17 protein-coding genes and 1 tRNA gene are annotated in these 26,902 nt (G+C 66.3%); 5 read left to right on the plus strand and 13 right to left on the minus strand.

The window, feature by feature from the left end:
• Positions 1 to 30 precede the first annotated feature (30 nt).
• Positions 31 to 118 (plus strand) — tRNA-Leu (locus ABII15_RS07825).
• Between the two features lie 241 nt (positions 119 to 359).
• Here ABII15_RS07825 and ABII15_RS07830 read toward each other — a convergent pair.
• Positions 360 to 2,258, minus strand: coding sequence for a hypothetical protein (locus ABII15_RS07830; RefSeq protein WP_353941542.1), 1,899 nt, complete (start codon positions 2,256 to 2,258; stop codon positions 360 to 362).
• Positions 2,255 to 3,259, minus strand: a complete 1,005-nt coding sequence (locus tag ABII15_RS07835) for a hypothetical protein (RefSeq protein WP_353941543.1) — start codon at positions 3,257 to 3,259, stop codon at positions 2,255 to 2,257. The genes ABII15_RS07830 and ABII15_RS07835 overlap by 4 nt, the downstream gene beginning before the upstream one ends.
• A gap of 21 nt (positions 3,260 to 3,280) precedes the next feature.
• Here ABII15_RS07835 and ABII15_RS07840 point away from each other — a divergent pair, with 21 nt between their 5' ends.
• Positions 3,281 to 3,601, plus strand: coding sequence for a helix-turn-helix transcriptional regulator (locus ABII15_RS07840; protein WP_079259476.1), 321 nt, complete (start codon positions 3,281 to 3,283; stop codon positions 3,599 to 3,601).
• Between the two features lie 210 nt (positions 3,602 to 3,811).
• Here ABII15_RS07840 and ABII15_RS07845 read toward each other — a convergent pair whose 3' ends face one another.
• Positions 3,812 to 4,333, minus strand: a complete 522-nt coding sequence (locus tag ABII15_RS07845; RefSeq protein ID WP_353941544.1) for a hypothetical protein — start codon at positions 4,331 to 4,333, stop codon at positions 3,812 to 3,814.
• 278 nt (positions 4,334 to 4,611) lie between these two features.
• Here ABII15_RS07845 and ABII15_RS07850 point away from each other — a divergent pair, with 278 nt between their 5' ends.
• The gene (locus tag ABII15_RS07850) at positions 4,612 to 5,379 is read left to right on the plus strand and encodes an IclR family transcriptional regulator (RefSeq protein WP_353941545.1); all 768 of its coding nucleotides are present in this window, start codon (positions 4,612 to 4,614) and stop codon (positions 5,377 to 5,379) included.
• A gap of 24 nt (positions 5,380 to 5,403) precedes the next feature.
• Here the strand turns inward: ABII15_RS07850 and ABII15_RS07855 are convergent, their stop codons facing one another.
• On the minus strand, positions 5,404 to 5,850 hold the full coding sequence (locus ABII15_RS07855; protein WP_353941546.1) for an NUDIX hydrolase: 447 nt from the start codon (positions 5,848 to 5,850) through the stop codon (positions 5,404 to 5,406).
• Between the two features lie 610 nt (positions 5,851 to 6,460).
• Between ABII15_RS07855 and ABII15_RS07860 the strand changes: the two genes are divergently transcribed.
• Together ABII15_RS07860 and ABII15_RS07865 are read left to right on the plus strand one after the other, a co-directional pair.
• Positions 6,461 to 10,162, plus strand: coding sequence for an ATP-binding protein (locus tag ABII15_RS07860; protein ID WP_353941547.1), 3,702 nt, complete (start codon positions 6,461 to 6,463; stop codon positions 10,160 to 10,162).
• A 293-nt stretch (positions 10,163 to 10,455) separates the two neighbouring features.
• Positions 10,456 to 12,504 (plus strand): AIPR family protein, encoded by a 2,049-nt coding sequence (locus ABII15_RS07865; protein WP_353941548.1) that lies wholly within the window; start codon positions 10,456 to 10,458, stop codon positions 12,502 to 12,504.
• Positions 12,505 to 12,559: 55 nt separating this feature from the next.
• Here the strand turns inward: ABII15_RS07865 and ABII15_RS07870 are convergent, their stop codons facing one another.
• The 9 genes from ABII15_RS07870 to ABII15_RS07910 form a co-directional block, all read right to left on the minus strand.
• The gene (locus ABII15_RS07870) at positions 12,560 to 14,200 is read right to left on the minus strand and encodes a serine/threonine-protein kinase (RefSeq protein ID WP_353941549.1); all 1,641 of its coding nucleotides are present in this window, start codon (positions 14,198 to 14,200) and stop codon (positions 12,560 to 12,562) included.
• A gap of 45 nt (positions 14,201 to 14,245) precedes the next feature.
• Positions 14,246 to 17,461 (minus strand): type I restriction endonuclease, encoded by a 3,216-nt coding sequence (locus ABII15_RS07875; RefSeq protein WP_353941550.1) that lies wholly within the window; start codon positions 17,459 to 17,461, stop codon positions 14,246 to 14,248.
• Positions 17,462 to 17,464: 3 nt separating this feature from the next.
• Entirely contained in the window at positions 17,465 to 18,694 is a 1,230-nt protein-coding gene (locus tag ABII15_RS07880) for a restriction endonuclease subunit S (protein ID WP_353941551.1), read from the minus strand.
• Positions 18,691 to 20,763, minus strand: a complete 2,073-nt coding sequence (locus tag ABII15_RS07885; protein ID WP_353941552.1) for a class I SAM-dependent DNA methyltransferase — start codon at positions 20,761 to 20,763, stop codon at positions 18,691 to 18,693. Before ABII15_RS07885 ends, ABII15_RS07880 begins: the two co-directional genes overlap by 4 nt.
• Complete coding sequence (locus ABII15_RS07890) at positions 20,760 to 22,466, minus strand: N-6 DNA methylase (protein ID WP_168088450.1); 1,707 nt, start codon at positions 22,464 to 22,466, stop codon at positions 20,760 to 20,762. Before ABII15_RS07890 ends, ABII15_RS07885 begins: the two co-directional genes overlap by 4 nt.
• 359 nt (positions 22,467 to 22,825) lie before the next feature.
• On the minus strand, positions 22,826 to 24,016 hold the full coding sequence (locus ABII15_RS07895; RefSeq protein WP_353941553.1) for an ROK family transcriptional regulator: 1,191 nt from the start codon (positions 24,014 to 24,016) through the stop codon (positions 22,826 to 22,828).
• Positions 24,013 to 24,993: an ABC transporter ATP-binding protein gene (locus tag ABII15_RS07900; protein ID WP_353941554.1), complete on the minus strand. Its 981-nt coding sequence runs from the start codon at positions 24,991 to 24,993 to the stop codon at positions 24,013 to 24,015. Before ABII15_RS07900 ends, ABII15_RS07895 begins: the two co-directional genes overlap by 4 nt.
• The gene (locus ABII15_RS07905; RefSeq protein ID WP_353941555.1) at positions 24,990 to 25,976 is read right to left on the minus strand and encodes an ABC transporter ATP-binding protein; all 987 of its coding nucleotides are present in this window, start codon (positions 25,974 to 25,976) and stop codon (positions 24,990 to 24,992) included. Before ABII15_RS07905 ends, ABII15_RS07900 begins: the two co-directional genes overlap by 4 nt.
• Positions 25,969 to 26,775, minus strand: coding sequence for an ABC transporter permease (locus ABII15_RS07910; protein ID WP_353941556.1), 807 nt, complete (start codon positions 26,773 to 26,775; stop codon positions 25,969 to 25,971). Before ABII15_RS07910 ends, ABII15_RS07905 begins: the two co-directional genes overlap by 8 nt.
• Between the last annotated feature and the right edge of the window lie 127 nt (positions 26,776 to 26,902).

Genomic DNA, 26,902 nt, shown 5'->3' on the forward strand with positions numbered 1-26,902 from the left:
GCCCCTCGCACACAAGGCGGCAGACACCTTGTCCGGGTGGCGGAATGGCAGACGCGCTAGCTTGAGGTGCTAGTGCCCTTTATCGGGCGTGGGGGTTCAAGTCCCCCCTCGGACACCACAGGGACGTTCACGAGATCGTCCCGAAGCGTTCACGAATTACCGGTCGAGTCATGTGACTCACCGGTATTTCGTCGTTTCTGGGGCCCCAAGCCTCGTGATCGGCTCGATGAGGGGGTGAGGCGGTGGCGGTCCAGGTACTGCGCCTCTCACCTGCGGAAACAGGACATGCCTGCGCGACGGCTGGTAGCCGTGGCGCAGGCATGTGGGGTTTTCAGGGGGTGGAGCGCGGCGGAGGCGTGTCACTCGCGTGGCGGAGGCTCGACCTGCTCAGTCGGAAGCGGTCGCGCCTGAGGCGAGTCGGAGGACTCACCGGGTTGGGTTGCGGCGCTCTGCGTGCTGGCTTTGCGGGGCTGGATGCCCTGGTCGCGGAGGAACCGTCGGATGGCTCTGAGGTTCGCCACGAAGATGATGACGGCATTGAGCAGGGTCTGTGCGACGCGTCCGTGCGGCAGGCGGAGCTGGGGATTGTCGATGCTATCGAGGGCGGACTTCTTGAGGTTGCCGTTGCCGCCCTCGTTCTGACTGCGCAGTCCGGACCAGGCTTCCTGCCACAGAGGGGTGAACAGGGGGTATTTCTGCCGCCACTTAGCCAACACGGTGCCCGGGACGGTGATGCTCTTCCCCCTGCAGATGTCGGGGTAGACGGGGCTGTCCCGCTTGGGCCTGGGGATGGTGGGCAGGGCTGCCGGGGTACGGACAGTGGGGGCGTCGAGGTCGACGACGGTAGATGGGCGTGGCTGGGGCCGGCGGTAGCAGGTGACCGTGGCGTGCGGCCCGAGGGCGGGGCACTGTCGACGCTGGTCCCCAGCGGGCCCGTATTCCTTGATCTTGGTCTGGTAGTCCTTCCGGGACTGGATCAGGTCGAGTGCGTGGGCGCGGTCCTCGTCAGTGCGGCTGTCGATGTATGTGGCGCCTGCAGTGACGAGCGGGGTGGGCATGAGCGGGCAGTAGAACTCGCCGCCGACCAGCTGCATGCCGCGGAACTCTCCCTGCCGGTCGACCTTGTCGTCGTTGTAGTGCTTCACCGAGTTGAGGCCGAGTTTGAGCAGCTGCAGATGCAGGTTGTGAGGCTTGGCCTGGGTGATGCCCCGGTCGGCGCAGAACAGGTCTTTGACCAGGCCTCGTTCGAAGGCCGGCTGGATGGCGCGCAGGGCGGCCGGGCCGGGTTCGGTGCCCGGGGTGTGAAGGATCATGCCGAGGCAGACCGCGGGGTAGGCGCCAGCGAGGTCGCCATGGCCATGGCCTGGGAAAGCGGCCATCATGGCGTAGCGGAACTCTCTCTTCTCCGGCGCCTTGGCCTTCTTCTCCCGTGCAGACTTGGTCTTGCGAGGCACTGGCTTGCTTGCCGTGCCGCGCCGGGTGCCAGTGTTCGTGGAGGCCGCAGCTTTGCCGCTGGGCGACTTCTTCTGCGTTCCTCCCTTCACGTACATCCCGGCGGTGATCTCAAGCGAGGCCCGGTCCTGGTGGTAGTCCGGCTCTTTGCCCCAGACCGGAACCGGAGTGTCGTCGACCGCGATGTGGCCAGGCCACTGAGCGAAGTCGCCGCGCCGGTAGGAAGCCATCACCGGAGCGAGGATCAGATCCTGGGCGATGGCCTCCAGGTTGCGCACGGTGTCCTGGTTGTCGCGGGCATTCCACTTCCGGCGGATCTTCTTGGCCTCGCTGAGCGACAGCCTCTTGCGGCGGTCGTGCGGTGCAGGGTCGAGGCGCCGGGTCATCGAGGCCCAGGACCGGTAGACGCGCTTCGACGTCGCGTACTGGTGGTGCGCGACGCTGTCGATTTCTTCTCGGGTTGCGCCCTCGCGGACGTGCAGGTCGACGTCGGGGACGTCAAGGAGGGCTTTGGACCCTGGAGACAAGGCGAAGAAGAGCGTCTCCCATGCGTCGTTGATGTTCGCGCTCTTGCCCATGTACTGCGACAGGATCAGGCCGATCAGCACTGTGCGGAACTGGAAGCCCTTCGGGCCTGGCCGGTGCTCGTTGGAGGGAAGGCGTTCCAGTACTCCGCTGTGGCGCACGAGGTCGAAGACCTGCCTCACAACGCGGTCGCTGAGGGTACGGCCGGGGGCCTGCGGTGCAGGGCGTAAAGCGAGGCCGGTACGCCGGCAGGGTTTGTCTTCCGGGTTCTTCCTGCTCATGCCGCCGCCCCCCGCAACAGATCGGATGCCTCCGCTTCGGGCACGTCGTGGAGGAAGACGAGGTAGCGCGAGAGGCTGTGCAGGGTCCCGAGTCCGGACGCTTTGAGGATCACCTTCAGCGGAATACCTGCATTCAGCAGATCGACGAGCCAGGTCGTGCGCAGCCGCTGGGTCTGCAGCACTGCACCGTCACAACGGCCGATGATCCGCGGGTACCTGGCCAGCCAGTCCGATGCGATGTGCTTGCTGGTGCGGTCCTGCCAGTCCGGCCGGAAGGCGTACGCGTCTGCCGGGATGTGGGCGGCTTCCGCCAGCAAAAGTTCCTCGTAGGCGTACCGGCATACGACAGTGCGCGGACGGCGCCCGTGCACCTTCACCAGTGCCCGGCCGGTAGGGCCCGCCAGGATGTCCCGCCCCTGAACGTACACAAGATCCTCAACGGCGAGCCCGCAACCGACGCCGAGACAGAACAGCAGGCAGGCGTTGCGCCGTTGGGCCGAGGTGGGCAGGCTCTGCGCCCAGATCAGCCAGTAGGCGATTTCCGCTGGCGGGTAGGGGGCTACTGGGGCGGCGGTGGCCTTCAGCCGGATCGGCGGATGCTGTCCGAGCTGGTCCAACAAGAGCGCTTCGGAGGCCCGGCGCAGCTGGCTGCTGCAGGTTCGGCGGCTGTTGGCGGCCATGTCGCGGCAGCCGACGAGGATGAAGCGTTCGACGGTGCTCTGGTCAAGGATCACCGAGGGGTCGAGCGGGAGGCCCTGGGCCTCGACCCAGGCGACCAGCCGTGCGAGCGGCGTCATGACCACGTCTGGGCCGTAGGGCCCCGCTGCGACGGCCATGAATCCCAGCGAGCGGACGACCGGAGCGATGCGGCGCCACTGGGCGGGTGGCACCGTCTCCGCCTTCGGTGTGTAGGCCACCAGGCGATTCGACACAGCGACCTCCAGGCGCAAGGCCCATGACAGGTGGCCGGTTAACCGGCCACTGGTGTCAGTGTCGATCACGATCTGAAGGAACGCATCTTTATGACCGGAGGCCGAGCGCGCACGGCGCCGCCATGGAGCTACGCCGTCGATCCGGAGGAGTGGCCGGATGCCCGGATCGCCGGGGAGCCCGCCGCGGCGGTGGTCCAGACGATTGCCCGCCGCCTCGCCGCCGCCCTGCGTGAGAGGCCGGAGCTCTCGCTGCGTGCCCTGGCCGCCCAGAGCAACGTCGGCAGACAGACCATCGGCGATCTGCTGGCGGGCGCCACCTGGCCGGATGTGCTGACGGTCTGCCGACTGGAGCGCGCCCTGGGCCTGGCGCTCTGGCCCGGATCGAATGCGACCCAATGTGCTCATGACTGATCCCCAATTGCCAATTTGAGGTCAGTCGTGCACGCTCAAGTACGGAATGGCGTAGACGCCCTATAGCGCCACCCATGGGAGCGCTAGAGTGAACGTGCGCGACGGACCGGAACCCTGCTAGGAGAAGCGTCCGTTCGCGTGTTTGGCGGCCTCCCTCGACCGCTAATCGAGGGAGGCCTGCTGGTTGAGTTAGGGTCGTTCTCGGGTGGATCAAGCAGCCCGGGATGACAGCACGGCCCGGAACATTCCCGGTGCTACGTTTTCCACCTCACCAAGTTGCTTCATGCGGTTGAGGGTTTTTCCTACGGATGATCGGACCGTCGCGTCCGCTCCCGGGCGCACCGCCGCCGCGATATCGGTGATGGACATTGCCTCTTGAGCAGCGCACAGGAGTGTGAGGATCGCATCGCGCATGCTTCCGTTACGCGGTGGCCCCAGGGTCCGAGTGCCAATCCCCGGGCGCGCATCTTCGGACGAAGGATCCTCGTCGGCGACAGAAACTTCAGACGGACTCTCCCGGGAAGCCTGGGCGGTTTCCGCGTCCTCGCCAGTGACCGGCGGCTCTTCGCGGACATCGGTGGATTCGGCGCCCTGGCACATCATCGCGTACACAGCCTCCAATGTCGCCAACTCGCCGCGCAGTGAAGTGATCAGCTCCTTCACGGCATGCCGGGCCTGGCCGATGTAGACACCCTTGTCTGACGCAGGTGCGCTGGTCCGGTATCCCGCCATAGCGAACTCCTAAGGAAGGTCGCTGCCAGTGTAGGGACGGCACACTGTGGCACGCACGCAGTTCCTGTGAGGCACTATCAAACGGTCAACAGTGCGCTCAAGCACGGCAAGTCCGGTCGGGGTTATCGCAGGACTCGACCTGTCTTGGTGCAGAGTTGGCTAGCCGGGTTCGTGCAATGCCGCACCGGAACCGTGAGACGTGCCATCGCGGAATTCTGACGTGTGGATTCTGTCGAAGCTCCCGGTCTCCGGGAACGTTTGAGCGTTACGGTTTCTTCATGGTGGATGGCAAGCATCTGTCGGCGACAGAGGCCTTGGCGTCGGTGACGAAGGCCCTGGATGTTCTAGTCCTGGCGTATGACCGGGGGGAAGTCGGTGTTACCGAAACTGCCCGGGAGCTTGGTATCTCACGTTCCACCGCACACCGCATCCTGGTCACCCTGCAGCGCACGGGTTTCCTCCGCCACGATGCTGGCCAGCACGGATACTCAGCGGGGCCGCAGCTCGTACGCATGGGACTGGCCGCGATCGCCCAGCTGGACGTCCGACGACAGGCGCGCAGGCCCCTGGAGGAGCTCTCCGAGAAGCTGCAGGAGACGGTGTGCCTGTACTCCCTGGATGCGGCCGTCGTCCGACTACTCGACGGAATCGAGTGCCGGCATGTCCTGCGCGTCAGTGTTCCGCTCGGACAGGAGCTCCCCGCCCACGTCACCGCGGCGGGCAAGGCCCTGCTCGCACTGCGCGACCCGGCAGATGTACGCGCGACACTGCCGGCCGCGCTACCTGCCACGGCGGCAGGAAGCATCACTGAATGGCCGCTGCTTGAGGTGGAGTTGGAGGAAGTCAGAGTCCGGGGATGGGCGGCAGACCTCGAGGAAAGTGCACACGACCTGCACGGCGTAGGCGTGGCCATCCGCAACCGCATCGGGGAACCGCTCGCCGCGATCTCCGTGTACGCACCCGCCGTGCGCCTGCGTGAACAGGACATGCCAGCGGTTGCTACGGCCCTGCAGGAGACCGCCGCCACGATCGCCAGGGCAGAGTGACAGACGGTGCCGAGGTGCCGGGGCTCAAGGCCCCAATGTGATCCGCCCGTCCGGGATCCACCCCTCCAGATATCCCGTCAGCAGCACATCCGCGTCCGGCAGATCACATCGTGTACACAACTCCGGCCATTCCTCAGGCTCCGCCCAGCGTGTGACTCCCTTCCAAGGCAGATGCTCCGGTGGATCGCCAGCCACAGCGAGACGAAAGATAAACACGTGCGCCTCTCGACGGCTCCTGCCCACTGGAACAGGGACCTGAGCCCAACGGCATCCCTCGACGGCGCCCCCGCGCACCGGCAGTGCGCCGACCACGTCGCGCAGCACGCGAGCTGCCGCCTCACGGTAGGACTCCGCGGCTCGGACGGATCCTGAAGGAAGCACCCATTGGGGATGACCTCCAGGAAGTTCGTCAGCCACCAAGGCAAGCTGCCCTTTTAGGCTCAGCACCGCGACGAACGCGACCCGCCGCATCCTAGGGGCTGGCACGGCAGGGCGTCTCGAACCCCCGACTGCGTTCAGGAAAACAGGCACGGACTGATCCTGACATGCGGCCGCTTAACCGGCCACTTTTTCGTGGCGACGCGAGCCTCGGCCGGAGGAGACAGCAGCCCCCGGATTGCGCCTTCAGGGATGAGCGAAGCCATCACCACTCCGGAGGCGCGACTCGGGGCGAGGAATGCCGCACCACTCGGGCGTTGGCCAGAACCCGTTGATCACGGGTGTCCGTACGCGACGGTGCACGACGGAGCCGCGCACCGTCGGGGATCCTCAGAGGTACGGCGTCCTTCGCGAGCAGGTCTCCCCCGAACCCAAGTTATTTTCCGGCAGCTCCCTGGGGGCGCGCCCCGTTGGGATCGGCGGCTCCCGATAGGCGCGATCGATCGACATGACGGTCTCTTTCGCTGCAAGCTATCAACATGCCGTCAGCGTTCGGCCAATACCATCGGCAAGCATCTTCGACGCTATGTCAGGAGCGCCAAGTAGACTGCGAGTTGTCTAGGTAGACTCCCGCAACATGTATGCGCGGGGTTATGGGGAACGCCTGCGTTCCCCATCTGGTGCCACAAAGGGCGGGGGTTAGGTGACTCCGGACGAACTGCACGTGCTCCTTCGACGGGCCGAGGGCGAGTGCCACGACTACAAGACCAAGCTGCATGACACGTCTACCCTCAAGGGCAAGGCCGATCTCGTCATTGATGTGATCAGCATGGCCAACACGCCAAGGGAAGAGGATGCACACATCGTCTTCGGCGTCAAGGACCAGGGCAACGGGCAGTTCGACCTTCTCGGAGTGGGCAGCGTGCCTGACGACGCCGACTGGCAGCAGTTGCTGGCATCTGCGATTGAGCCGACGCCCCGTTTCAACTTGGAGCCCGTTCAGCTCGGCGGGACGTTGTACGCGGTTCTGACCATCCCGCCTGACCGCCGCGGGCCCTTCCACGTCCGCCGCGAATGGCGCAACAAGCTCAATGAGCACCTGGGCCCGGCAACGCTCGTGCACGGTGTCACGTACTACCGCAGGGGCAGCAGCAACGCCGTGGCAACCGGTGAGACGCTTCGGTGGATCGTGCAGTGGATGAACGGTGGCACCCCTGAGCCTCTGCGCGGTGGCGACGCTCCCCTTGAAGATTCCTGGGAACGCTTCCTCGAACGTGTCCAGCGCTTCAGCGATGCCCGTCGCTTCATTCTCGTCGCCCCGCGCATTGACGCATCCGGCCTTGCGACGCTGCGCGGTCTGGCCGCACCTCCGTGGTCGGCAGTCCTCGACCTCGACCCGCTGAGTGAGCAGGGCGGCCTGATGGGGGAACTCGAAAAGGAGATGTCCCTCGTCAGAAGTCTCTATCGGGTTCTTCCTTCAGACGAGACGATGGCTCTAGGCGGGCGTAACGCGTCGCAATGGATCTTTGCCAAGGGCCTGGCCACGGGAAGCGAGCCTCCAACACCCCTCACCTTTCGGAAGTGGTCGGCCCGGTACGGCCGAGACCTGAGCCGTCACCTCGCGCAACTGGCCGCGTCGCTGCACCCCGCACCCGTGACCTGTCTGATCCTCGGATACGACACCTCGGAGATCCAGGTCCTGCACTCGCTGCTCAGCGACTTGGCGGGGAGCAGCGGCGAAGCCCTGGACGTCGTGATCGCCACGGACGAGGCTGCAGCGTACGAGCAAGTCGCTGGCCCGTTCGAGGCCGATGTCATTCCCATCACTCTGCAGCAGCTCTGTTCGGGCCTCGCCCGCCTCGAGCCAGAGACGAGCGCCTCCGATGGACCGCAACGTACCCTTCCCAGCGTTTCAGGGGCTCCCGTGGCGCTCGACGCTGCCGACGCTCCCTGGATCGAAGAGGAACTGGAGGTCCTGTACCTGGACCCTCCAAGCGAGGAATCAGACGACGACAGGCGTGGTTTCCTCCAAGGCAGTGAGATCAGCTGGTATGCACTCAGCCGTAGAGCCGACGTAGACAGAAGCAAGACCGCCAGCCTCCATGCCAAGGTCGCCAGGGAACTCGACCGCGGTGGCCGACCGGTGCGGGTGAACCTTTATCACCCATCCGGCGCAGGAGGGACGACGGTAGCTCGCCGCGTGCTCTGGGACCTTCACCACCTCTATCCCTGTGTTGTCCTGCTGGGCAATCCCTCCGCACAGCACGTAGCGAACAAGTGGGCGGAGGACAATGCCGAGCGCATCATGCGACTGGGACATGTGACTCAGCGACGTGTGCTCGTGCTCGCCGAAAGCAGCCGGGTTCCTGAGCGTCTGATGAGCGACCTGTACGACTCGCTCCAGAATCGTCAGGCCAGTGCGGTTGTTCTCCAGGTGCTACGCCGCGTCGCATCCGTGATCGATGACCAACGTGTCGTGCAGCTCCCCGGCTTCTTGCTTGATCAAGAAGCCGATCGGTTCCTGGAGGAATACACCCAGGCCCGCCCCGACCGATCCATCGAACTGGGCAAGGTGCGGCGCAGCGGAAACCAACGTGCGCGGGTCCCCTTCCACTTCGGTCTCGCTGCGTACGGCCGGGATTTCCTCGGGCTGGATCGGTACGTGATGACTCGGCTCGACGGCCTGGAGTCCGCTCACCGCGAGGTGTTGCAGCACATCGCGTTGGCTCATCACTACGGGCAGAAGGGCATGCCGGCCCAGCTCTTCGCGGAAATGCTCCAAGTCCCGGCCACTCGACCGGTCTCACTGGGATCCCTGCTGCCGGACCAGGTATTGGATCTGCTGGTGCAGGAGGAGCCCGGTGTATGGCGTATGGCTCACGCACTGTTCGCGGAAGAGGTGCTCAGCCAGTTGTTGGGCGCCGGGTTGCAGACCAGAAGCAACTGGAGGGCGGGGATCGCCGATGCGGCGATAAGTTTCGCCTGGCTGTGCCACGGTGGCGCCGGTGTGGTGGGAGACACTGAGCTCGACCTCATCGAGCGGATCTTCATCTACCGGGACAGCCGAGAACTTATGGGGACGGAACAGGCCGCTTCCCGGTCGTTCTCGCAGCTGATAGAGGACATCAGCCTGCCTAATTCGGCGGTGCGCTTGCTGGAACAACTGACGCTGCTCTTCCCTTCGGAGTCCCACCTGCATGCTCACCTGGCCCGTTACCAGGCAGTACGCATGCACGATCTCGCACGGGCGAAAAGCAGTATCGACCGGGCGCTGGAGCTCTCCAACAGCGACTCCGTCGTTTACCACATGAAGGGCATGATCCACCGCCAGGAGGTCTACGACCTGATGAGTCGAAAGACCGCTCTCGGCCCAGTGGTTCGATCTGCCGAGGTCGCGAGCGAGGCGTTCAGCACCTGTCGAGAGCTGCGCAGGGACAATGAGCACGGCTACATCAGCGAGGTGCAGATGCTGCTGCGTCTGGCCGAATACGCACGCCAGCAGGGCGATGGCAACAATCGACTGGCGTTCACTTACACCGGCGAGTATCTCGTCGACACCGCCTTGGAGCGGTCCGAGGACCTGCTGGCGCAGGTGGCACAACTGCGGACAGCCGAACAACCGAGCAAATTCGCCGTCAGGTGCCGAGCACAGCTGGATGAGCTGTACGGCAATCACGAGGAGGCTGTGCAGCGTTATCGGAGCCTGCTCGGACGGGCCGATGTTGACAGTCCCTCCGTGCGCCGGAGTCTGGTTTGGGTCTATCTGAAGAAGGCGGCGGGCCAGTGGCATGGCCTCAAGCCCAAGGACATGCGGACCATTGAGGCGCTGCTACGCGAGAACCTCCGGGAGCAGGCCGGCGATGACCGGACCATGCGGCTTTGGATCAGGGCTGCACGCCATGTGCCCAACCCTCCATCAGTCGACGAACTAATCGGACAGTTCTCGACGTGGCACCTGGACAACCCCTCGCTTGAGTCGAGTTACTACCTATACGTGCTCCACGTCCTTAAGTACTTCGAGTCCTCGTCACCCGTTGCCCGCGGTGAGGCCGAACGCTACATGGAGGAGTGCAGGAGGCGCGCTCAATACCGCACCGATCGCACCAGGAGCTTCGAGTGGCTCGGATCAGGCGTGGGCATCAGCGGACTTGTCCATCAGTCACGCCTGGGCGAATGGGACAGCAACCGTGACTTCTTCAAGCATGCGGCTCTGTTGTCCCGTGTCGAGGGCCGAGTAGGCCAGTACGTGGGGCCGACAAAGGGCTGGATCGATGTCAATGGCCTGCCGATCTTCTACGTACCGGGTCGTCCCGGCCACCAGCGTCATTCAGCACACCATCGCGTCACCTGTGTTGTTGGTTTCTCCTACGAGGGGCTGAGGGCCTGGGAAGTCCGCGACCTGTGACGCTACCGCGTTCAGAGGATCGGCGCTGCTGGATGCGGCCGAGGGCGTTCATCTTGGGCAGCGGCTCGCCGTCACTGGCGAGGGTGGTGGAGCGGCTCTGTGCTCGCCCTGGTAACTGAATCCGTAGATGACTCGCCACCTGCGCGGATAGCCTGGCAACGCTTGGATGATCGCTTAAATGAAGACGAGGTGGGGCGAGCGTGGCTGCGGGGAACGCAGGGCGAGGGCCGGTCCGGCCGACGGCGTTGGAGCTGCATCAGATTCGTGAGGGTCTTGTGCGCGGGTACCGAGGATTGATCGACGAAAGCGATTTGCAGCGGAACTCCGAGGCGGAGCGTGACCGGGCATTTCTATCGCGTGCTGTAGCCGCGACGGCCATCCGCAGGGTGACTGGCTGGGACGCCAAGGTCTGCGCGGAAGCAGTGATCGACGGCAGCCGGGACAATGGCATCGACGCAGTCGCCGTGACGGACGGCGCGCAGGTCTGGCTCGTTCAGGCGAAGTGGAAGGATTCGGGCACCGCTGGATTCCATACCGATGCGGCGCGTGCGTTCATCGACGGACTGCGCCTTCTGGAACAACGTCAGTTCGATCAGTTCAACAGCAAGCTGCAACCCTTCACGGCCAAGCTCGACTCGGCATTCGCCGACACCCGATTGAAGATCACACTGGTGATTGCGGTCGTCGGAAACGACCCTCTGCACGCGGACACCATCGCCATCCTGGACCGCGCGGCCGAGGATCACTACGGTCTCGGCCCGATGCTGGACCACCGGCTCATGGGCGCGGGTGAACTGCTTCAACAGCTGAAGCATGACCTTGAGCCGGAGCCGGTCGGCATCAAGGTCCGCATGCCGCAATGGATCAAGCGGGATCTGCCGTTTCCCGCCTATCAGGGATCGGTCGCCGCCTCCGATGTCGCGAACTGGTACGAGGAACACGGGGCCAGGCTATTCGAGGACAACATTCGCCAGTCGCTCGGGCTCACACGCATCAACTCCGGTATCCAGACCACTCTGGCTGAGGAGCCAGACAACTTTTGGTACTTCAACAACGGCATCACCATCCTCTGTGACGAGATCGAGCCCACCTGGCCGGGACGGCGGCGCCCCGACGAGCCGGTCGAACTCGGCATCAAGAACGCCAGCGTGGTCAACGGCGCGCAGACCGTGAGTGAGATCCACAAAGCGATGACGCTGACCCCAGACACCGTCGAAACCGCGGATGTGACGGTCAGGGTCTTCTCTCTGGGCAGCGAGCGGCAGCGGTACGCGGCCCGGATCACGGAGACGACGAACACCCAGAACGACGTTTCCCAGCGCGATTTTGTGGCGCTCGACGACACGCAAGCGGCCATCCGTGAGGACTTCGACCTCTCGCTGCAGAAAATGTATGTGTTCAAGCGCGGAGAGGCGGATCCGGCACCGGAGTCCGGCTGCTCCGTCGTCCACGCGGCAATCGCGCTGGCCTGCGCTCACCGGACGCCCGAACTCACCGTGCGGGCCAAGCGGGACACGGATCTGCTATGGGAACGTGGCCGCAGCGGAGCCTACCCGCGCCTTTTCGGCGAGGCACCCAGCGCATTCCGGATCTGGCGCAGCGTGCTGATCCACCGTGCGGTGGGGGATGCCCTCGACGCCCAGCGTAAGCGTGTGAACGGCCGAGCAGAAGAGGCCACACGTCGCGGAGACCTGCTTATTTCCCATCTGGTGTTCCAACTCGTCGACATCGAGGACATCGACGACCCCGCATTCGACATCTCTCGCGTGTTGGTGTCTGTGCCGGCCTTCACCGAATCCGTTCTCGCCTGGCTGATCCATCACGTCGACGGGACGTACGGCTCTACCTCCTTCCTCACCAGCACGTTCACTAATGAGACCCGCTGCCGGGAGCTTGCCCGACTGGTGCTGCCCGATGTTCGAAGAGGTGGGGACGTACCGGATATGCCGGAGAACTATCAGGTACCTGCTCAGCGAGCACGGAAGAGGCGGCGCCCCAACACGGTGCCGACGTTGGTCAACGCCGGGATCCTGGGCGACAACACTCCGCTGACGTACGTGCCGGGCAACGACCTGGAGAAGCGTGCGCTGCAAGCCTGGCTTGCGGCCGACTCCCGCAGGGCGCAGGCCACATGGCAGAACGATCGCGGCAAGCCGCTGCTCTGGGCCTACGACCGGCAGGCGTACAGCGCCAACAAGCTGGTCTTGAAGATGTGGGAACTCGCATGTTGGGAGGAGGCGCCGGTCTCGGTCCAAGGGCCGGCGCGCTGGACCGCCGACGGCAAGCGGAATCTGTACGAGCTGGCCACCGAGTGGCTCGACGGCCAGAACGACGACGACTGAACGGGCACGTGGTGAAGGGACCCGGTCTTCGTGCGGACCGGACCTTTCCCTGTGTCTATTCGAAGTGCCGAAGCCGCTGGATGAATCCGTCGAGGTCGGCCAGTTCTGGGGCTTGTGGCCCGCGGTAGCGGTGCGTCGCCTCGCGGAGGGCGAGGGCGGCGGCCTGTGCCTGCATGTGCCGTTCCGAGACCGCTTCCAGGCGCATGATCTGCGCGAGTGCATCCAGATGGCGGGCCACGGCGGCCTCGTCCTCCTCGTCAGGCGCGTACTGGACATAGGTCTGGTACGCGCCGACCGCGGCGGTGGTCTCTCCGAGCTCCATGCGGCAGACGGCGATGTAGTAGAGGCAGAGCCGCATATCGTCGTCATCCGGGCCGAACCGCCTGCCGAATCCGCCGGCGGCCCGCTGGAAGAGATCCAGCGCTTCGCTGTGTGCGCCAGCGAGGAACTGGACGTGGGCCAGGGACAGTGTCAACTCGTCCGCCAGAGTGTCGTCCACGACCCTGTCAAGCGCCTCTGCCAGGACGTCGATGGCCTGCGTGAACCGGCCGAGGGCGGCGAGGTCGGATGCGCGATCGGTGATTCTGTCGGCCTCGTCGGGGCCGATCGGCGGCTTGTCCGGTTCCACCGCGGCCGTGGTGTTCACCTCGGTCGGTGTGTACGCGCCTGCCCGCCCGCCTCCGCTCCGCACCGATCCGCCGAACGGCCGGGTGAAGGGCGTACACGGGTCAAGGTCGAGGCCGTCGGCGGTGAGCAGCGGCGGTGTGCCGGGCGAGGCGCCCAGTGCCGCCAGCGGCAGCAGGGCTTCGTAGACCGTTGCCGCGGACATCCGGTGCTCGGATTCCTTGTGAAGCATGCCGAGCAGCAACTGCTCGATCTCTTTGGGTGCGTCGGACCGGAGCGCGCCGACCGCGGGGGGCGGAGTGTGTACGTGGTGCCAGGGGAGGGACTTGCCGCCGGAGTCGGTGAAGGGGGTGGTCCCTGTGAGGAGTTGGTAGATCACGCAGGCGAGGGCGTAGATGTCGGCGGCCGGTCCGACCGCGTTGGCCAGGCTCTGCTCCGGTGACATGTAGGCCGGGGTACCAACGGTCATTCCCGGCTGGGTCAGATGGGGGTTCGAGCCGCTGCCGCGGAGGGCCGCGATACCGAAGTCGAGGACCTTCACGACCCCGCCGGGGGTCAGCATGAGGTTGGCCGGCTTGATGTCGCGGTGGATGACGTCGTGGCGATGGACCTCGTCCAGGGCGGAGGCGATCTGGGCACCAATGGCTGCCGCCCAGGAGACAGGCAGCGGCTCGTAGTCGTAGTCCGTCTCGTCGATGAGAGTCTGGACTTCACGCCCCTTGAGTAGCTGCATCACCACGTACAGCCGCCCGCTCTCCTCATCGAACCCGGTGTCGTAGACGGCGGGGATTGAAGGGTGTTCGTGGAGCGAGGCGGTCGTCCGTACTTCGCGCAGGAAGCGCTGACGACGGACGTCGAGAGTCCTTTGGTAGACGGTGTCCTGTATCGCGTAGCAGTTCGACTGCTCGTCGAGCATCATCTTGACGGCGACGCGCCGGTCGAGGCGCTCGTCGTAGGCGCGCCACACCTCACCCATGCCGCCCCTGCCGATGGGCGAGTGCAGCCGGTACCGGCCCGCGAGCACTCTCGCCGGCTGCCCTGCCTCCTCGGTCGGCGCCATGTCGTCCCCCATGCCGGCCCTCTCCCTCAAGGTGATCGTCGTGATCGTCCGTGCAGGCTACGGTGCGTCAGGACTACGGCGCTGAAATTCGTGGGCCTTCAGCTCGGCCGCGCGTTCGGCGGTTGCCTGGATCTCCGCTGCCCTGCGCGCGGGGCGGCGGATCAGCTGGTACGACTGGGCCGTGGCGACCTGCCGAAACAGGCGGTTCACCTTCTCGTCGTCGAAGTACCGCACCATCAGGGCATCGTTGGACTGTGCCTGCCTTATGACGAACGCATCCATGTCCTTGGCGAGTTCCCGCCCGTACGTCTCCTCGTCCTGGGCGAGAGCCACCTCCTGCATGTCGACGTCCTCGGAGATCACTGCGACGAGCTGGCCGAGGAGGATCTGGTCCGCCGTGGAGAGCTCGGCACCGAGCTCGTCGTTGATGGACTGGATGACCTCGGCGAGCGTCTTCTCCTCGACCTCGACCGACGCGCCGGCCGCCTGGGCGACAAGGCCCGGTAGGACCTGATCGCCCACCGGCTCCAACTGCAGTTCGGGGGTCCCGGTCTGCTTGACCAGCATGTGGCTGGGCACCGTTTCGCCGATGTCGGCGGCGGCGGTGCCGTCGGGGCGGGGGAGTCGTCGGAGCAGGAACCGCCCGTACTGGAAGAGTCGCTCCAGTTCCGTGTTCTCGAACCCGATGACGTGGGAGAGCCAGCCGTACGCCTTGACGTACGACTCCAGGGCCCGGCGGAACTCCTGGGCCTTGTCCGGTTCTTGAGCGAGGAGGCTGATGAAACGGTCCACTGCGGGTGCTGTGTAGTGGTAGAGCCGCGCGTGTGCCTTCTTGACCTCATCCTCGGAGGCGCGGCCTTCATCGAGGGCATCGAAGTACGCCTTGACGAGGGCATCCATCTCGGATTCCACGAGCAGCCGGTAGCCCATGACCTCGTCCTGCCGGTCGAAGAGCAGGTTGGGGTCGGCCGGCTCGGTGCGCGTCGTCTCGTAGTAGTCCTGGAAGGCGTCCCGGATCACCTCCCACTTGTTGGCGAAGTCCAAAACGAACAGGTCTTCCTGGGACTTCAGCGGGTGGGTTCGGTTGAGACGCGAGAGGGTCTGTACGGCGGCGACGTTGGCGAGCGGCTTGTCCACGTACATCGTCGTCAGCAGCGGCTGGTCGAAGCCCGTCTGGTACTTCTCGGCGACGACGAGGATCCGGTACTCGGGCTTGGGCACGGACGGCCGGTTCGGGTCATCGGCGCGCACGTAGGCGAAGCGGCCCGGGAGCTCCTTCTCCGGAAAGCCGTTGAGCTTGGACTCGGTGTACTCGACGTCGTTCACGGTCAGCGCGCCGGAGAACGCGACGAGCGCGGCACAGTCGGTGGCACCCCGCTCGTCCACGTACTTGCGGATCGCCTGGTAGAGCCGGACCGCGTGCTCGCGGCTGGGGGTGACCACCATGGCCTTGGCCCGGCCGCCGAGCCGGCCCGCACTGTGGGAGCGGAAGTGATCGACCATGATCTTTGCCCGCTGATCCATCGACGCCTCGGACAACAGCGCCGCACGCACGAGCTGGGAGCGGGCCTTGCGCGGATCCACCTGGCGTTCGACCTCTTCGACCGCATCGTTGTGCAGCTTGAAGTAGGTGGCGTGGGTGATGAACGTGTCGAGCACGTTGAGGATGAAGCCCTCATCGATGGCCTGGCGCATCGAGTACACGTGGAACGGGCTCGGCCGTCCAGTGTCTGGGGCCTTGGTACCGAAGAGTTCGAGGGTCTTCGCCTTCGGGGTCGCGGTGAAAGCGAAGAACGACATGTTCGGCTGCTGTCCGCGGGCCAGCGCCTCAGCGGTCAACGGGTCACCATCCGCGTCGACGGCCTTGGCCCCCAGGGCTTTCTTCAGCGCGGCCGAGCCGTCGCCGCCCTGCGACGAGTGCGCCTCGTCGATGATCACCGCGTAGCGGAGCCTGCCGAGCCCGCCGACCTTCTTCAGTATGAACGGAAACTTCTGCAGGGTGGTGATGACGATTCGCGCGGTGGAACCGGTGAGCGCATCGGCCAGTTGGTTGGAGTCCTCGTCGACCCGGACCACTACACCCGGGGTGTGGGTGAACTGGTAGATGGTGTCCTGGAGTTGCTTGTCCAGGACTCTCCGGTCGGTGATGACAATCACCTTGTCGAAGACCGGCTGGTTGGGCCCCAGTCCCTTCTCGCGGATGGCCTCACCGAGCAGCGCGGGGTCTTCCGGAGTGTGCAGGGACGACAGCCGGTGGGCGAGCCAGGCGATGGTGTTGGACTTGCCAGATCCCGCCGAGTGCTGGATGAGGTAGTTCTCCCCGGCGCCGACGCGGCCAGCGTGGGCGGTGAGCTGCCGGACGGCGTGCCACTGGTGGTAGCGGGGGAAGATAAGCGGCTGGGTGTGCGCGAGGCCGGGGCGGTACGAGGGGGACTTGCCAGCCTTGGCCTGCTCGTCCTCGACGTGCAGATACCGTTCCAGCAGTTCGAGCCAGTTGTCCCGCGCCCAGACGTGCTCCCAGAGGTAGGACACCGGGTACGTGCTGTCGTCCTCACCCTCGGCGGGGCGCGGCGGGTTGCCCGCGGTGCCGTCGACGCCGGGCCCGCGGGAGCCGGTGTTGAACGGCAGGAACCGGGTCTTCTTCCCGGCCAGCCGGGTGCTGAGGAAGGCTAGGGTCGGGTCGACGGCGAAGTGCACCAGGGTGCGCTTGGCGAAGAAGAGTTCCTTCGGATCCCGGTCGGTGCGGTACTGGTGGAGAGCCTCTTCGACGTTCTGCCTGGTGAAGTGGTTCTTCAGCTCGACCGAGGCCAGGGGGAGCCCGTTGAGAAAGAAGGCCACGTCCACGGACTTGGCCGGTGTCTTCGCCGAATAGTGGAACTGCCGTACGTACGTGAGCCGGTTGGCGTCGTACTCACGCAGGGCGTTGGCGGCGAGGGTGTGCGCCGGCCGGAAGTATGCGAGTTGGAGCTTCACGTTGCGGTCGTTCACCCCGCGCCGGAGCACGTCGAGCACACCGCGCGCATCGATCTGCTGAGCGACGCGCTTGGCGAAACGCTGAGTGGAGGCTTCCTCACCCTCCCCGTACTCGGCCTGAAGGCGGAGCCAGGAGTCGTTCTGCGATGTGCGGAGGAAGGCGGACAACTCGCCGGTGTCGATGCCGAGTTCGTGGTTGTAGGTGTTGGCCAGGCCGGGATCCCAGCCCTGGGCACGGAGTCCCGCCTCTACGGCGTTCTCGAATGCCTTCTCGTCATCGACGCGGATCACGGGAGTCATGGATCAGTCCTCTCCTCGGCCCGATGCAGTGGACACGTCGAACTGGCCGGTCACGGCGGCGGTGATGAGGGCCTGGCGGCGTTCGGCGAGGAGGGTGAGCTGGCGGGTGATACGGCTGCGCAAAGCGTCCGTCTGCATGCGGCTTCGATCCAACTCGGCTACGACTCTTTTCTGCTCAGGCAGGTCAATATGCGGAATTGGCCACTCCTTCACTTCTTCGAAGCGGATATTCGCCATCGACTGAGATGCGCCGTTTGAGGAGGCAGAGGAAAAGGATCGCACGCGGGTTCCGCGTGCGATCCAAGCGACGTAATGAGCGTCCAGCAAGGGTGAGAGGCCGACTCGGAAAATCTTGTCAGAGAGTAGTAGCTTGCGGCGAACCGCAGGTACAACCGCCGTTGAGCCGACCAACTGGGGTGTGTTGGCGCGCGTGATGAGTACGTCACCCTCACGAACCTCATTGCGTACGTCTGGTACGGCGTCCTCGGGGAGTCGTTTGTTCTGGTCGGGGAAGAATGAACCTGGCCTGAGGCAACTCACCTTCAGAACACCCCACTCGTCATCACTTGCAGGGACCGCGTCACATTGCGGACTTGAACCCTGATCCATCGCAATGATGAAGCGTCGGAACGGCGTGGTGCCCACGCGATCGATCAACTCATCGATGGCGAGATCCACGATTGCTGATTCGCGTTCGTCCAGTCGTTCCAGAACCGTGGTTTGCAGTGCCAAAAGCCGATCGATGCGGGAAGTCTCGGCGTCGAGAAAGTCGGCGATGCGGCGCTGTTCGTCGCTTGAGGGCATCCAGATTTGCAGCTCGCCGAGCTCCTCGGCATTGAGATGGGGTTGCGCTGCTCGTGAGCTGACCAGTTTGATTTGATCTTGTGCGGCGATACCCAACAGCGCGTATGCCAAGTATCGAGAATTTATGGCAAGGGGCGTAACTCGGAGGTCATATCCAGGTGCACTACCAGCCCACTTTGCGGTAATTCGGGCCGAGTCTCCCGTGTATGCACCGCTTCGCACCACAAGAATTTCACCCTCTTTGAGCAGCGGAGCTCGATCGAGTGGTAGATCTTCCAAACGGGCTCGCAGGAGACCCGGTTCGGTGATCTTCCCTCGGGTGATATTGGTTGCGCGCAGGATTGGGATTCCGTCGGTGGACAGCTTCGGGGGCTGCCCCAGCCCGTACTGGACTAGCGCGACACGTTTAAGCATGACGGTGTTGCTCATTCCGTCACCTCCCCCAAAAGCTCCCAGATCTCTGTCTCAAGCGACTTCAGCTCCGCGTCGATCACTGACAGTGGGCGTGGTGGCTCATACACATAGAAGTGGCGCGTGAACGGGATTTCGTAGCCGATCTTGGAGCGTTCGTTCAGTTTGGTCTTCGGGTTCTTGGTCTCGGCGATCCATGCGTCTTCGACATGCGGCGTGACTTCTTCCGCCAGGTAGTCGTCGATGTCCTGGTCCATCGGGACGTTCTCCGCGTCGCGGAGGTCAGGGTCGTGCTCGATCTGATTCTTCTTCGCGTTCGCGTACTGAACCTCGCCCTTTGGGTCGCGTACGCCAACCGCCTCCCGGAGTGCCTTCTGGACCGGCGCGCTCGACGGCCAGATCAGGCCGGCCGAGGTGACGGCCTTGTGCAAGGCGTCCCAGGCTTCGGCCTTGGTATGCCAGATCTGTCCGGTCAGGGGTTGCAGGGCTGCTACGAACGCGGCCTGCCGCTTGGCCACCTCTGCCGCGTCCATCGTCTTGTCGCCGAGGACTTTCTGGAGCGCCGCCGACGCGGACAGTGCTGTGAGTGTGTCCTCCGTGACCTCGAAGCGGAGCTTCAGCGGGCGGTCGACTGTGATGCGCTGGTAGCCGAATGCCTCATTACGGAGGATCTTGACTTTTGCGTGCTGCGGATGGAACTCGTCCTGCGCGATGTGTTCCGCGTCGCGGTAGATCGCGCAGATGCCAGCGATCTGCTCATCGGCGATCTCCTTACGTTTCTCGCCGAGGGACTTGCGCCGCTTCACCCACTCCCCGCGGGCGTCGATCATGACGACCTTGCCCTTGCGGTGCGCGGGCTTGCGGTTGCTGAGGATCCAGAAGTACGTCGAGATGCCGGTGTTGTAGAAGAGCTGGTCGGGGAGGCCGACGATGGTCTCTAGGTAGTCGTTCTCCAGGATCCAGCGGCGGATCTCCGACTCGCCGGAGCCAGCGCTGCCGGTGAAGAGCGGCGAGCCGTTGAAGACGATGGCGATGCGGGAGCCGCCGATCTCGTCCCCGCTCTCGTCCTTCTTCAAGGGTTGCATCTTGTGGAGCATGTGCTGGAGGAAGAGGAAGGAACCGTCGTTGATGCGAGGGAGGCCCGCCCCGAAGCGGCCGGCGAAGCCGAGGCCTTCATGCTCCTCGCGGACAGCTTTCTCCGACTTCCTCCATTCGACGCCGAACGGCGGGTTGGCCAGCATGTAGCTGAACCGGCGGTCCTCGTGCCAGTCGCGGGTGAAGGTGTTGCCGAACCGGATGTTCTCGGCCTTGTGCCCCTTAAGGAGCATGTCGGAGCGGCAGATCGCGTACGACTCGGCATTGATTTCCTGACCGAACAGGTTGATGCGTGCGCCGGGCTTGATCTTCCTGATGTGTTCCTCGGCCGCGGCGAGCATGCCGCCGGTGCCGCAGGCCGGGTCCAGGATGTCGAGGACCGCCCCGGGCTTGCGGATGCGTGCCTCGTCGGGACCGAGCAGCAGCTCGACCATCAGCTTGACCACTTCGCGCGGGGTGAAGTGTTCACCGGCCGTCTCGTTGGAGGCGTCCGCGAACTTGCGGATCAGCTCTTCGAAGACGTAGCCCATGTCGTGGTTGCTGACCTTCTCGGGGCTGAGGTCGATTGCCGCGAACTCCTGGACCACCAGGTACAGCAGATCGGCGTCTTTGAGGCGCTCGATCTGGATGTGGAAGTCGTAGCGGTCGATGATCTCGGTGACTTCGCTGGAGAAGCCGCGGATGTAGTCCTTGAGGTTGGCGTAGACGTTCTTGTCGTCGCTGCCGATGGTCTCGAAGTTCTGCTTCGAGGTGTTGTAGAACGGCAGCCCCGAGATGCCAAGCAGCAGCCCATCCTTCTTCTCGCCGGCGTACGAGGCGTCCCGGTCCCGCACCGCCTGGCGGGTTCCCTTTGCCTCCATCACGCAGTCGAACCGGCGAAGTACCGTGAGCGGCAGGATGACCTTGGCGTACTCCGAGCGTTTGTAGTCGCCCCGCAGCAAGTCGGCCACCGACCAGATGAAGTCGGCAAGTTCCTGGTTGGTGTTGCTCACTCGGCACCTTCTCGTGTCGCTCTATGTGGTGGCATGGCGTGGGGATGCTCCGTTGCGGCCGTCCGGGGCGGCCCCAGGGCTCCGTTGGTCAGTCCGTCGTGGGCCAGGCGCGCGGCTTGGTCGCCCATCCTGGCAATTTCCTTGAGCCTTCGCTCGAACTCGCCCAAGTCGCGGAAGGCCAGTCCGTACCGGCGCTGCTGCGCGATGTCCATCTGGGGCAGCTGGGCGCTGCGGAGTTCTGCCCTGTGAGTGCCGGTGGCCGAGGTATTGCGGCGCGTGTTGCCCGCGCTGCGGAGGAACCCTCGCAGGTAGTCCGTGTCGAGCTGGTCGCTCACGGATGACGCCTCGCCGTCCTCCGTGCGGACCAGGCCCGCCTGGACCAGGTCGCCGACCCCCACCGAGGCGATCTCGTCCAGGGATCCCGCTCCAGGTCCCGGTGGTAGCGCGGGCAGCAACTCGGCCAGTTGTCGTAGCTTTTGTTCGAGTGAGGCGCGGAGGGCCGTGTATTCGGATGGGTAGTCGGGTTGGGCCGCAGTCACGTACGCGGACGGGCTAAGGTCCACCTCTTCGTGGATGAGGTCGATCAACGGTACGTGTGCGATCTGGTCCGGGGTCGGTTCCAGGGGGCCGTCCGGATCGTTCGCCGTGAGGTCGATCATGCGGACAGACCGGACCTCTTCGCCCGGTGTCCCTGGCCGGCGCAATTCCCACAGGTGGAGCGGCAGGTTGTGACTGGTCGCGAATCCCGACGGCAGGGAGATGACCGAGGAGAGGGCCCCCCTGCGTACCAGCTCCGCTCGGATCCGGCGGCCGCTCCTGCGGTATGCGGCGGACGGGGCGAGAGCGATGAGAGCACGGCCGCCGGGAGCGGTGTGAAAGTAGCAGTGCTGGAGCCAGGCCAGATCGCCCTCCGCGCGCGGGGGTGCACCCAGCTCCCAGCGCGGGTCGAGCAGGAGCTCTTCACGGCCCCAGTCGGTCTGGCCCAACGGCGGTTCACAGACAACGAGCTGGGCCCGGAGGTGGGGGTGCCGGTCGTCCCGGAGTGAGTCTCCGGCTTCGATCCGGACGGTGCGAGAGCCGCCGAGCCGCGCTCTTAGCTCGGCCAGCCTCACTAGTCCAGGGCTGATCTCCTGGCCGGTGTGGACGGCAGACGTCTGCCCGGCAACCGCGAGCAGGAGCGATCCCGTCCCGCAGGCCGGGTCGTAGACGGGTCCCTCGGTCGTCCCCGCGAAGTGGACGAAGGCCCGGATGAGGCGAGGAGACGTAATCGCCTGCACACCGCTGCGGCCTGCCGAGGTGAGGAGCCGGGTGAGCAGGTCCTCGAAGAGTTGCGAGGAAGCGCGTTCGGAGGCCAGTCGGTCCACGGCTTCACGGATCGGGTCCGGGAGGGCCGTGGTGGTCTCGCCCGTCAGATGGGAGCCGGTGTCCACGAGCGCGGCCGTCATGTCGTCGCCGTACGCAGCGCGCAGGGCTTGCCAGAGAGCGACCTCCGCCGAGACTCCTCGGCCCTTGCGCTGTCCCGCCAGCCATGCCTCGACCTCGGCCAAGGAGAAGAGCGGGCTTGCCGCCGTGCCACCGCTGGGGGCCGGGAAGTCGTCGTGTCGACGTCGCCAATTGGCGACTGCGGCTCGCGTGACACCGGCGAGCCGGGCGATCTGGGCTGCGGTGACGACTGGCTCTGCAGCGGATCCTTCGTCCTGCATGGCGGCAACAGTACACGAAAGCACATGCCTCAGAATCCGTGAGCGCGTTTACAGTGCTAACGGGCTAGTGTCACTCTCCTTGTGGCTGCTGTGGTGAGCTCCCGCTACCGGCGTCTTAGCCGCATGCCTCGATCCCGTGCATCGCATATGGAGGGCCTGCGCTGAACCGAAGAGTCACACACTCCCTGGGTGATCCGGATGGGCGGGTCCATGCGCACGCAACTATTCGGGGAGTGATCTATGCGCCGCCGGGAACTGCCTGAACGATTCGGACTATCGTCCCTGGTCAACGCAATTCGTGAACGACCCACCACAGAGAAAAGCCCCTCTTCGAGGGGCTTTCTTCGTTTTTCACTTCGTCAATGGGTCTGCGCGATGCCGGTGCGCCGGTCGAAGACCAGGGGCCGGGCCGCGCGCAGGGCGGTGGTGAGGGCGCCCAGGAGGACCGCGTCGTCGCCCGCCGTGCCCGCCTCGACGCGGGGGCGCAGCGGGGTGAGGCGGTGCAGGGTGTCGGTGACGGTGGTCAGGAGCAGGTCGGCGCCGCCGCCCACTCCCCCGCCGAGGATCACCAGGTCGGGGTCGAGGACGGCGGTGACGGTGGCGACGGCGAGGGCGAGCCGTTCGCCTTCCTGGCGTACGGCGTCCAGGGCGGCCGGGTCGCCGGTGCGGGCGGCGTCGAAGACGCGCTTGGCCGTCAGCGGTCCCGTCAGGCCGCGGTCGCGGGCCGCCCGGACGACGGCGTCGGCGGAGACCGCGTCCTCCAGGAGGCCGCGCCGGGGTGCGCTGCCGGAGCGCGGGACGCCGTCGAGCGGGAGGAAGCCGATCTCGCCGGCGGCGCCGTGCGCGCCGAGGAAGAGTTCGCCGTCGGCGACGACGCCCATGCCGAGGCCGGTGCCCACGAGGACGTAGACGAAGAGGCGGCTGCCCGCGCCCGCGCCGAAGGTGTACTCGCCGAGCGCGGCCAGGTTGGCGTCGTTGTGGACGGACAGCGGGGTGCCCAGGCGGTCGCGCATGCGTTCCACGAGGCCGGGGCGGCCCCAGCCGGGCAGGTTGACGGCGTAGCGGACGCGGCCGGTGTGCCGGTCGAAGACGCCGGGGGTGCCGACGGCGGTGTGCACGATGGCGTCGGGCGTCAGCTCTGCTTCGGATATCGCTTGCTGGGCGCAGGCGAGGGCGGCCGCGGCGACGGCGGTGGCGCTGCGGCCGCGGTTGCGCGTCTCGGTGCGGGCGACGACGGTGCCGGCGAGGTCGGCGACGACGGTGCGCAGCCGGGCCCGGCCGATGTCGATGCCGAGGACGTGTCCGGCGCGCGGGTCGGGCTCGTACAGGACGGCGACGCGGCCGCGGCTGCCCGCGTGGGTGCCGGCCTCGCGGACCAGGCCCCCGCGTTCCAGCGCGGCGAGGGCGGAGGAGACGGTGGGCTTGGACAGGCCGCTGGCGCGGGCGAGCTGGGCCCGGGAGGCCGGGCCCGAGGTGCGTAAGCGTTCCAGGAGCAGCCATTCGTTGTTGCTGCGCAGGCGCTGCCGGTTCCAGGCGGGGGGTGTCGTCACGCGTCGGCTCCCGGGGCGGTGACGTGGCAGGCGGCGGTGTGGGCCTCGGCGACCGGCTCCAGGCGCGGGGTGACCCGGCCGCACACCTCGGTGGCGAGCGGGCAGCGGGCGCGGAAGCGGCAGCCGGGGGTGGGGTCGATGACGACGGGCGGGTCGGACTTGGCGGTCGCGGCGTCGACGTCGAGGGGGGCGCGGGGGTCGGGCACGGCGGACAGGAGGAGGTCGGTGTAGGGGTGGCGGGGGTGGGCGAGGACCTCTTCGGTGGGTCCGGTCTCGACGATGTGGCCGCCGTACATGACGGCGACGCGGTCGGAGAGGTAGCGGGCGCTCGCGATGTCGTGGGTGATGTAGAGGATCGAGACGTTCTCGGTCTCGCGCAGTCCGGCCATGACGTTGAGCAGGCCGATGCGGATGGAGACGTCGAGCATGGAGACGGGTTCGTCGGCGAGGATGAGGCGCGGGCGGTGGGCGAGGGCCTGGGCGAAGCCGATGCGCTGGCGCTGGCCGCCGGATAGTTCGTGGGGGAAGCGGCCGAGGACGTCGGGGGCGAGGCCGACCGCCTCGGTGACGCGCTCGGCCTCCGTCTGCCGTTCGGCGCGGGTGAGCCGGGGCTGGTGCAGGGTGATGCCGCGCAGGATGCCGTGGGAGACGCGGTAGGCCGGGTTGAGGGCGGAGAAGGGGTCCTGGAAGACCATGGGGACGGCGCCCCGGTAGGCGAGTTGGGCGCGGCGGCCGCGTTGCTCGCTCAACGGCTTTCCCTCGTAACGGATCTCGCCGCGGGTCGGGCGGTGCACCTGGGCGACGAGCCGGGCGAGGGTGGACTTGCCGCTGCCGCTCTCGCCGACGAGGGCGAGGATCTCCCGCTCCCCGACGGCGAGGTCGACGTCGTCCACGGCGTGCAGGGCGCGCCGGCTCAGTCCGGTGCCGACCTTGAAGTGGCGGGTGACACCGCGCAGTTCGAGCAGCGGGGTCGTCATCGGGAGACCTCCGTGGGGGCGGTCGGCGCGTGCAGCAGGCAGCGGGCGTGGGCGTCGCCGACGGGGTACAGGCCGGGCTCCTTCTCGTGGCACTGCTGCTGCACGAGGGGGCAGCGCGGGGTGAAGCGGCAGCCGGGCGGCGGTGCGGCGAGGTCGGGCGGGCTGCCGGGGATGCCCTTCAGCGGGACGCGCGGGCCGCGGATCGAGGGGAACGCCTCCAGCAGGCCCCGGCTGTAGGGGTGGGCGGGGTGGTCGAAGACGCTGCGGGTGGGGCCGGTCTCGACGACCTGGCCCGCGTACATGACGAGGAGCCGGTCGGAGAAGTGGCTCACCAGGGACATGTCGTGGGTGACGAACAGGACGGCGAACCCGAGGAGTTGCTGAAGCTCCTTGATCTGCACCATGAGGGAGCGCTGGGCGACGACGTCGAGCGCGGAGGTCGGTTCGTCCATGACGACGAGGTCCGGGGTGAGCAGCAGGGCCATGGCGATCATGGCGCGCTGGCGCATGCCGCCGGAGAGCTGGTGCGGGTAGCTGCGCAGGTGGACCGGGTCGATGCCGACGAGGTCGAGGACCTCGGCGGAGCGGGCGCGGATCTCCTCGTCGGTGTACGCGCCGTGGGCGGCCATGGCGTCCCGGTACTGGGCGGCGAGGGTGGCCACCGGGTTGAGGGCGTTCATGGCGGACTGCAGGACGACGGAGTAGTCGCGCCAGCGCAGGTGGTTCAGTTCGCGTTCGGAGAGGGTGACGAGGTTCGTGCCCTGGAAGTGGACGGCGCCGCCGGTGATGCGGGCGGGCGGGTTGAGCAGGCCGGTGACGGCGAACAGGAGGGTCGACTTGCCGCATCCGGACTCGCCGACGACGGCGGTGAACTCGCCCGGCGCCACCGTGAGTTGGACGTGGTCGACGGCGACGACCGGGCCGTTACCGGTGTCGTGGGCGACGGTCAGGTCGTGGACGTCGAGCAGGGGTTGCTCAGGCATGCCGCCTCCTTCGTACGGGCCGCAGGGCCGGGTTGCCGATCTCGTCGAAGGCGTAGTTGATGAGGGCGAAGGAGACGCCGAGCAGCGCGACGCACAGGCCGGGGGCGATCGACCACAGCGGGGTGCCGGTCTGGAGGGCCTGCTGGTTCTGGGCCCAGTAGAGCATCGTGCCCCAGCTCTGCGAGTTCGGGTCGCCGAGACCGAGGAACTGCAGTCCGGCCGCGCTGAGGACCGCGTACAGGGCGGCGCCGAGGAAGTTGGCGACGATGAGCGAGGTCATGGTCGGCAGGACCTCGCGGACGATGATGTACGAGCGTCGCTCGCCGCGCACCCGGGCCGATTCCAGGAAGTCGCGGTGGCGCAGGGACAGGGCCTGGGCGCGCATCTGGTTGGCGCCGTAGGACCAGCCGGTGAGGACGAGGACGGTGAGGATGACGGTGAGGGAGCCCTTGCCCGCGTACTTGGCCAGGATGATCACCAGGGGGAACGCGGGGATGACCAGGACGACGTTGGTGAGCAGGGAGAGCAGGTCGTCGGCGAGGCCGCCGAGGTAGGCGGCGGAGACGCCGATGAGGACGGACAGGACGGTGGCGAGCGCGCCCGCGACGACCGCGATGATCAGTGATTCGCGGGTGCCGTAGATCAGTTGGGAGTAGATGTCCTGACCCAGGGCCGTGGTGCCGAGGAGATGGGCGGTGGAGGGGTCGAGGCGGGGGGTGTAGGTCGCTTCGTCGGGGTGGTGGATCGTGGTGAACAGGCCGGGAAACGCGGCGATCAGTGTGAACGCCAGCAGGATCACCGTGCCGGTGAGTGCCTTCCTGTTGCCTCGGATCGCTCGCCATAGGCCCGCGCCCCGGCTGCCGGGTACCGCTTTCGTCGTGGTTGCTCGCGCCCCGCGGCGGAGCCGCACATTGACAGGGCCCCGC

It is taken from the genome of Streptomyces sp. HUAS MG91 (assembly GCF_040529335.1).
Classification (GTDB): domain Bacteria; phylum Actinomycetota; class Actinomycetes; order Streptomycetales; family Streptomycetaceae; genus Streptomyces; species Streptomyces tabacisoli.